Annotated in this window: 7 protein-coding genes; 4 read left to right on the top strand and 3 right to left on the bottom strand. The window is 69.6% G+C overall.

Going from position 1 to position 7534, the window contains the following annotated elements:
- The 3 genes from ABS45_RS17265 to ABS45_RS17255 all read right to left on the bottom strand — a co-directional run.
- A partial coding sequence (locus ABS45_RS17265; protein ID WP_291558129.1) for a YbdK family carboxylate-amine ligase occupies nucleotides 1-835 on the bottom strand: 835 nt, incomplete at its 3' end.
- A 16-nt stretch (nucleotides 836-851) separates the two neighbouring features.
- Nucleotides 852-2069: a cation:proton antiporter gene (locus ABS45_RS17260; RefSeq protein ID WP_291558126.1), complete on the bottom strand. Its 1218-nt coding sequence runs from the start codon at nucleotides 2067-2069 to the stop codon at nucleotides 852-854.
- 52 nt (nucleotides 2070-2121) lie between these two features.
- Complete coding sequence (locus ABS45_RS17255) at nucleotides 2122-3042, bottom strand: mechanosensitive ion channel family protein (RefSeq protein ID WP_291558123.1); 921 nt, start codon at nucleotides 3040-3042, stop codon at nucleotides 2122-2124.
- 294 nt (nucleotides 3043-3336) lie between these two features.
- On the opposite strand from ABS45_RS17255, the gene ABS45_RS17250 reads away from it, so the two are divergent.
- From ABS45_RS17250 to ABS45_RS17235, 4 genes are all read left to right on the top strand, one after another.
- Nucleotides 3337-5172, top strand: a complete 1836-nt coding sequence (locus ABS45_RS17250; protein ID WP_291558120.1) for an SLC13 family permease — start codon at nucleotides 3337-3339, stop codon at nucleotides 5170-5172.
- Between the two features lie 65 nt (nucleotides 5173-5237).
- Entirely contained in the window at nucleotides 5238-5681 is a 444-nt protein-coding gene (locus ABS45_RS17245; RefSeq protein ID WP_291558117.1) for a PaaI family thioesterase, read from the top strand.
- A 145-nt stretch (nucleotides 5682-5826) separates the two neighbouring features.
- Entirely contained in the window at nucleotides 5827-6534 is a 708-nt protein-coding gene (locus ABS45_RS17240) for a TetR/AcrR family transcriptional regulator (RefSeq protein WP_291558114.1), read from the top strand.
- 55 nt (nucleotides 6535-6589) lie between these two features.
- The coding region (locus ABS45_RS17235) for an acyl-CoA dehydrogenase family protein (RefSeq protein ID WP_291558111.1) at nucleotides 6590-7534 on the top strand (945 nt) is incomplete at its 3' end.

Raw genomic sequence — 7534 nt, 5'->3', positions numbered from 1 at the left:
CGAGATAGTCGTCCTCGGCCGGCCGGAACGGCTGCTCGAAACTCAGCCACCGCGCCACGCACTGGATGTACGCCGCGAGCGCGGCGGCCTTCTCGATGGTGAGCGGGGTGTCGAGCACCCGCACCTCGATCGTGCCGAACTCGGGCTTCGGCCGGATGTCCCAGTAGAAGTCCTTCATGCTCTGCACGACGCCGGTGCGGGTCATCTTGTCGAAGAAGCGGGTGAACTCGTCCCAGGTCAGCGTGAACGGCGCGCGGCCCGACAACGGGAACGCGAACACCGAGTTCAGGCGCGCGGAGTGAAAGCCGGTGTCGGTGCCCTGCACGAACGGAGACGAGGCCGACAGCGCGATGAAGTGCGGGATGAAGCGCGACAGGCCGTGCAGCAGCACCAGCGCGGCGTCCGGGCCCGGGCAGCCGACGTGCACGTGCTGGCCGAAGATCGTGAACTGTTTCGACAGGTAGCCGTAGAGCTCGGAGAGCATGTGGAATCGCGGCGTGTCGAAGATCCGGCGCCGGCTCCAGTCCTGGAACGGATGCGTGCCGCCTCCGGACAGGCCCACATTGAGCTTGCCCGCGCACTCGACCAGCGCGTCGCGGGTCTCGCGAAGATGCGCGAGGACCTCGGCGTAGTCGGCGCAGACGCCGGTCGACAGCTCGATCATGCTGTCGGTCATCTCGGGCTTCACCTCGCCGGGCAGCTTGCGCCGGCCGACCAGGCGCAGCAGGTCGCGCGCGCCGTGCGAGAGGTCGAAGTCGTGCGTGTTGACGATCTGGAGCTCGAGTTCGACCCCGAGCGTGAGGGCGCGCGATTCGGCGAAGGCTTCCAGCGGCATGAGCGTCTCCGTCGGGTCAGCGGATGTTGTCTTCGTTCACGTATCGCAGCGCCGCCTGCACCGCGATCGGGCCGACGAGCTCGAGGACGGCTACCGCGCTGAACACGATGCCGTTGAGCTTCGCGGCGAACTCGGGGTACACGGCTTGCAGGTCGGCCATCATCACCAGCGCGGCGCCCGAGATCGGCATCAGCGCGACGCCCAGCGCCAGCCCCTGCCGCACCGACAGGCCGCTCGGTCGTCCGAGCGCGACGGTCGCCAGCGTCTTGGCCGCGAACCGCGCGACGATCACCGCCGCTCCGAGCGCGGCGCCGACCATCAGCGCATCGACCGACCAGACCGATCCGGTGATGACGAACAGCAGCAGCACCAGCGCGCCGCCGGCCGTGCCGAAGTGCCGCGGCCAGATCCAGGGCCTCTCGGTGCTGTTGCGCAGCATCAGGCCGGCCAGCAGCGGCACCAGCAGCGTCGACAGGTTGGCCATCTTCGTGACCGACAGCGCGAGCAGGATCATGCCGAGCAGCAGCAGCGCCGAGTTCTCGTTGCGCAGGTCGAGGCGCCTGGCGATCAGCGAGACGCAGAACGCCAGCAAGGCGGCCACGATCGCCGACCCGGCGAACAGGTAGAGCGGGTGTGCGATCGAGCGGAACCAGCTGCCGGCGAGTTCGGCGTGCAGCCAGCCGACCACGAACTTCGACGCGAGGACGGCATAGAACGTGTTCAGGCCGGTGAGCAAGATCATGCGCTCGGTCACCTGGCCCGACGCGTCGAACTCGGAGGCGACCCGCATCACTACCGCGGGCGAGGTCGCGACCAGGATCGCGGCGACCGCGGCCGCCACGCTCGGCTCGGTGCCGAAGTAGAGCAGCGTCAGGTGGACGGCAGCGAAGCACAGCGCCGCCTCGGCCAGGCTGGTCACGAGCAGCCACGGGTTGGTGCGCAGCCAGCGCAGGTTGATCCGGCTGCCGAGCTCGAACAGCAGCAGCGCGAGCGCGAGGTCGACGATCAGGCGAAAGCTCGGCTTGAGCGTGGTGCCGTCGATGCCCAGCCCGAGCGCCGACACGATCGTCCCGACGGCGGCATAGCCCACCACCCGGGGCAGCCTGAACCTGCGGAACACGAACTCGCCGAGCAGGCCGGCCACGACGATCGTCAGCGACACCCACAGCACGACATCGGGCATCGGCGGCCAGGAAGGCAGGAAGAACAGGTCGGAGCGATTGTCGCCGGTCATCGTCGGGGTCTCCGCAAGGGTGCCAGCAGGGGGCGGCGGCCGGATCGCCGGTTCACGTAGCGCGTGCCGCCCGATCAGGGCGCGCGCCGGCCTCGGGGGCTTCGGGCGTCGGCAGGATCGACCCACCTTCGACCATCAGCGTGCGGTGGGGGAACGGGATCGAGATGTCCTCGCGATCGAACGCCGCCTTCAGCCGCTTGAGGTACTCACGCCGCACGCTCCACTGGTCCAGCGGCTGCGTGCGGATGCGCGCCCGGATCATGACCGCCGAGTCGGCCCACTGATCGACGCCGGCGATCTCGAGGTCGCCGATGATCTTCGGCCCGAAGTCGGCCGTCCCGCGCAGCGCATCGGCCGTGTCGCGCATGACCGCGTAGACGCGGTCGATGTCCTCGCGATAGGCCACGCCGATGTCGACGACCGCGAACGCGAACTCGGTCGACATGTTGGTCACGGTCGTGATCAGCCCGTTCGAGATGTAGTGGACGCTGCCATCGTAACTGCGCAGCTTCGTGCGGCGCAGGCTCAGCTGCTCGACGACGCCCGACTTGCCCGCGATCTCGACCACGTCGCCGACGCGGATCTGGTTCTCGATCAGCAGGAAGAATCCGGCGAAGATGTCCTTCACCAGGCTCTGCGCGCCGAAGCCCACCGCGATGCCGACGACGCCGGCGGCGCCGAGAATCGGCGCGATCGAGATGCCCAGCTGGTTGAGCATCACGAGCGCGGCGACGATCAGGATCAGCGCCGAGACGGTGTGTCGCAGCACCTTGCCCACCGTTTCCACGCGACGCCGCTCCTCGACCGACGGGGCGCGATCGGACACGCCGACGAAGAAGCGGCGCAGCAACCGGTTGGCCACGTAGCGCAGCACGAACGCGATCAGCAGCACGCCGACGATCGAGGCCGCGACGCGCAGCTCGGCCGCGTACGGGGTGATCCACGCCTTCAGTTCGAGCAGCTGTTCGCGCATGCGTCGTCATCTCCTGTCGTCGGGTCGCCGGAGCGGCCCTGGCGCCGCCGGCGGCGCTCGCGCGTCCGCGCCAGGGACGCGGAGCGCACGGTGTCTGCTGCGGCCGGCCGGCGCGTCTGCGCAGCAAGGCGGGGAGCCTGCGGCGATTCGCGGGGCCGCTGCGAGGCGAATTCGAATGCCCGGCGCTGGGGTGCCCGCGATCGCGGGCGGCACGGATTGAATCGACGGCGTCTTCGGGACGCCGAGGCGCGATTATACCTGTTGCCTGTCCCGGCGCGCCGCTACCATTCGGCAATGCCCGACCTGACCCCGCACGCGGTCGCCTCGCTCGTGTTCACGATCGTGGTGTTCGCGCTCTACACGATCCGGCGCGTTCCGATCGTGGTCACCAGCCTGCTGGTGCTGGTGGCGCTGCCGCTCGCGTTCGTGGCGTTCCCCTATCGCAGTGGCGAGCGGGTCGTCGATCCGCGCGACTTCTACCTCGGCTTCGGGCACGAGGCGCTGGTCGCGATCTGCGCGCTGCTCGTGCTCGGGCAGGGCCTGGTCGAAACCGGCGCGCTGAATCCGGTCACCAGGCAGCTGGCCGCGCTGTGGAAGCGGCTCGGCGCTCGCGCGGGCATGCTGCTGGTACTCGTCGTCTGCCTCGCGGCGAGCGGCGTCGTGAACGACACGCCGATCGTCGTCCTGCTGATCCCGGTCCTGGCCGCGCTCGCGCGCCAGACCGGCGGTTCGGCGTCGCGGCAGCTGATGCCGATGAACTTCGCGGTGCTGATCGGCGGGATGGCGACCACCATCGGCACCTCGACCAACCTGCTCGTCGTCGCCATCGCCGCACGGATGGGCGCGGCGCATTTCGACCTGTTCGACTTCACTCCGCTCGTCGCGATCGCGGCCCTGGTCGCGCTGCCGTACCTGTGGCTGGTCGCTCCGCTGCTGCTGCCGGCCGGCGACGACGGGGGTGCAGCGCCGGCAGAGCGCCGGTTCGACGCCGTCTTCCACGTACCGGAGGGTTCGCCGCTGGACGGCGCCACGCTGGAGGAGTTGCTCGAACGCTCGAAGCGCGAGTTGCGCGTCAAGTCGCTGCATCGTGGCGATGGGCTGAGCCTCGTGCGATTGCCCAACGTCAAGCTGGCAGCCGGCGATCGCCTCGTGGTCAGCGACACCGCCACCAGGCTCAAGGCATTCGAGCGCGAGCTCGGTCTCAGGCTCTACAACGTCGACGACTCCGAGCACCCGGTCGACGACGAGCACCCGCTGCACGGGGACGATGCCGCGCTGGCCGAGGTGATCCTGTTGCCCACGTCGAACCTGGTCGGCTGGACGATCCGCGAGCAGCGCTTCGCCGATCGGCACGACGTCGTCGTGCTCGGGGCGTTCAGGTCCACGGGCAGCGCGATGCAGCGGCAGCGAGATGTCGGTGACATCCGGCTGGCGGCGGGCGACGTGCTGCTGGTGCAGGGCGCGCCGGACAAGGTCGCCGCGTTGCGCGCCGACCGTGGGCTGGTCGTCGTCGACGGCGCGGTCGACGCGGGAGGCGGCGGCCGCGGCGGCGTCGCGGCGGCGATCATGCTGGCCGTGGTGGCGCTCGCGGCGACCAAGGTCCTGCCGATGTACCTGGCCGCGCTGGCGGGCGTGCTTGCGATGTTCGCCACCCGGTGCCTGAAGCCCGAGGCGATCGGCCGCGCGCTCAAGGCCGACGTGATCATGCTGGTGGCGGCAAGCCTGGCGCTAGGCAAGGCGCTGCTCGACACCGGCGCGGCGAGCGCGCTGGCGCACGCGTTCAGCGATCTCGTCGCCGGCTGGCCGCCGCTCGCGGTGCTCGGCGCGATGATGCTGTTCGTCGCGGTGATCACCAACTTCGTGTCGAACAACGCGGCGGCGGCGATCGGCACGCCGATCGCGGTCGAGGCAGCGCGCAGCCTGGGCGCACCGGCAGAGGCCTACGTGCTGGCGATCCTGTTCGGCTGCAACCTCTGTTACGCGACGCCGATCGGCTACCAGACGAACCTGCTGGTGATGAGCGCTGCGCGCTACCGCTTCGCGGACTTCATACGTGTCGGAGTGCCGTTGCTGCTGCTGATGTGGGGCGCGCTCACGGCGCTGCTCGGGTGGCGCTACGCGCTCTGGTAGCCGTGCGAAGCGCGCCGCGCGCCCTGCTACCCTCGCAGCGAGTCGGCCTCGTGGAGCAAGAAGCGATGGATGCAGGAATCCCCACCGGATTCGCCGCCCTGAAAGTCGGCGGCGAGTTCATCGCCGTGAATGGCCCGTTCTACCTGCGGCACGGCGGCGACCGGGTGCAACTGGGCTTTCGCGTCGAGCCGCGCCACACCAATCCGATGGGCATCTGCCACGGCGGGATGATGGCGAGCTTCTGCGACATGCTGCTGCCCCTGGTCGCACACCGGCAGGTGCCCGAGATCGGGCGCCGGTTCCTGCCGACGATCAGCCTGCAGATCGACTATCTCGCGCCGTCGGCCAGGGGCGCCTGGGTGCAGGGCGAGGCGCAAGTGCTGCGCACGACGCGATCGATGGTCTTCGCGCAGGGCCTCGTGACGGCGGACGGCACGCCGGTGGCCCGCGTGAGCGGCATCATGAAGATCGGCGCGGAGTTCGGGGGTACGCAGGAGGCGGTCGGCTGACCGCACGACGCTCCCCAGCCGGCAGCGCGGCCTTCGCTGCAGCGCACCATTAGAGTGTCGCCCCTAACGGCGGCAGGCTCCCCGCCCGCCGGCGCCGGCTTTCGGTTAGGCTCCCAGAAAAGCACGATCGTTCGGAAAACTGACGATGAAGACTCCTTCGGCCGTTCCAGCCGGCACGCCTGCCGTCGCGCGCCGGCGCCCTGCGGGCGGGCCGCGCAAGGGCGAGCAGACGCGCGCCGCGATCGTCGAGGCCGCGCTCGAGCTCGCGGCGCGCAACGGACTCGAGGGTCTCACGATCGGCGCGCTCGCCGAGCGCATGCAGATGTCCAAGAGCGGCGTGTTCGCCCACTTCGGCTCGCGCGAGGACCTGCAGATCGCAGTGCTCAAGGCCTACGAGCGGCGCTTCGTCGACGAGGTACTGGTCCCGGGGCTCAAGGAGAAGCGCGGCCTGCCGCGGCTGCGCGCGATCTTCGACCGATGGCTCGAGCGCACCGCGATCGAGGCTGCGCGAGGCTGCATCTGGATCTCGGGCGCCGCCGAGTACGACGACCGGCCCGGCGCGGTTCGAGAGGAACTCGTGGCGATGGTGCGCTCGTGGCAGCGCGAGCTGTCGCGCGCGATCCAGCAGGCGGTCGACGCCGGCGACCTGCCCGACGACCTCGACGTGCAGGAGCTGGTGTTCCAGCTCTATGGCGTGATCCTCGTGCTGCACCACGACGGCAGGTTGCTCGACAGCCCCGACGCCGTCGGGCGCGCGCGTCGCAGCTTCGACCGCCTGGTCGACTCGTACCAGCGAACGATGCGCCTGTCGCGGCCGAAAAAGCGCACGAACGTTCGGTCTGTAAAGACTTGAACCTGACCCCGACCTTTTCCTTCCATCCCATCGTTTCGAAGCTGGAGTAGCAGTCATGGCCCGATACACCCCACCCTTGCGCGACATCCAGTTCGTGTTGCACGAGCTGCTCGACGTCGAGGGCACCCTGAAGGCGTTGCCGCCTTACGCGGAGACCAACCGTGAACTGATCGACCAGGTCGTCGAGGAGGGAGGCAAGTTCTGCGCCGAGGTGCTGTTCCCGCTGAACCGCAGCGGCGACGAGGAGGGCTGCCGCTGGTCCGAGGGCGGCGTCGTGACGACGCCGAAGGGCTTCAAGCAGGCCTGGGAGCAGTTCAAGGCCGGCGGCTGGCCGACGCTCACCTGCGATCCGCAGTACGGCGGGCAGGGCCTGCCGGCGGCGGTCGGCATCGCGTTCCAGGAGATGATGAACTCGGGCAACCAGGCCTGGGCGATGTATCCGGGCCTCACCCACGGCGCCTACGACTGCCTGCACGCGCACGGCACGCCGGAGCAGAAGGCACTCTACATCCCGAAGCTGGTGTCGGGGGACTGGACCGGCACGATGTGCCTGACCGAGCCGCACTGCGGCACCGACCTCGGCCTGCTGCGCACGAAGGCCGAGCCCCGGGCCGACGGCAGTTACCGGATCACCGGCACCAAGATCTTCATCTCGTCGGGCGAGCACGACCTGGCGGAGAACATCGTGCACCTGGTGCTCGCGCGCCTGCCCGACGCGCCGGCCGGCACCAAGGGGATCTCGCTCTTCATCGTGCCCAAGTTCGTCCCCAACGCCGACGGTTCGCTCGGCGCGCGCAACGGCGTGAAGTGCGCGCGGCTCGAGGAGAAGATGGGCATCCACGCCAACGCGACCTGCGTCATGGACCTCGACGGCGCCTCCGGCTGGCTGGTGGGCGAGCCGAACAAGGGCCTGAACGCGATGTTCGTGATGATGAACGCGGCGCGCATCGGCGTGGGCATGCAGTCGCTCGGCCTGATGGAGGTCGCCTACCAGAACTCG

It is taken from the genome of Comamonas sp. SCN 65-56 (assembly GCF_001724135.1).
In the GTDB taxonomy this organism is placed as follows: domain Bacteria; phylum Pseudomonadota; class Gammaproteobacteria; order Burkholderiales; family Burkholderiaceae_C; genus Comamonas_C.
This window is presented reverse-complemented; position numbering and strand designations above follow the sequence as displayed.

What these genes read in the sequence shown, in the direction of transcription:
- ABS45_RS17260 (WP_291558126.1), bottom strand. Translation starts at nt 2,069, where the DNA reads ATGACCGGCGACAATCGCTCCGACCTGTTCTTCCTGCCTTCCTGGCCG.
- ABS45_RS17255 (WP_291558123.1), bottom strand. Translation starts at nt 3,042, where the DNA reads ATGCGCGAACAGCTGCTCGAACTGAAGGCGTGGATCACCCCGTACGCG.
- ABS45_RS17250 (WP_291558120.1), top strand. Translation starts at nt 3,337, where the DNA reads ATGCCCGACCTGACCCCGCACGCGGTCGCCTCGCTCGTGTTCACGATC.
- ABS45_RS17245 (WP_291558117.1), top strand. Translation starts at nt 5,238, where the DNA reads ATGGATGCAGGAATCCCCACCGGATTCGCCGCCCTGAAAGTCGGCGGC.
- ABS45_RS17240 (WP_291558114.1), top strand. Translation starts at nt 5,827, where the DNA reads ATGAAGACTCCTTCGGCCGTTCCAGCCGGCACGCCTGCCGTCGCGCGC.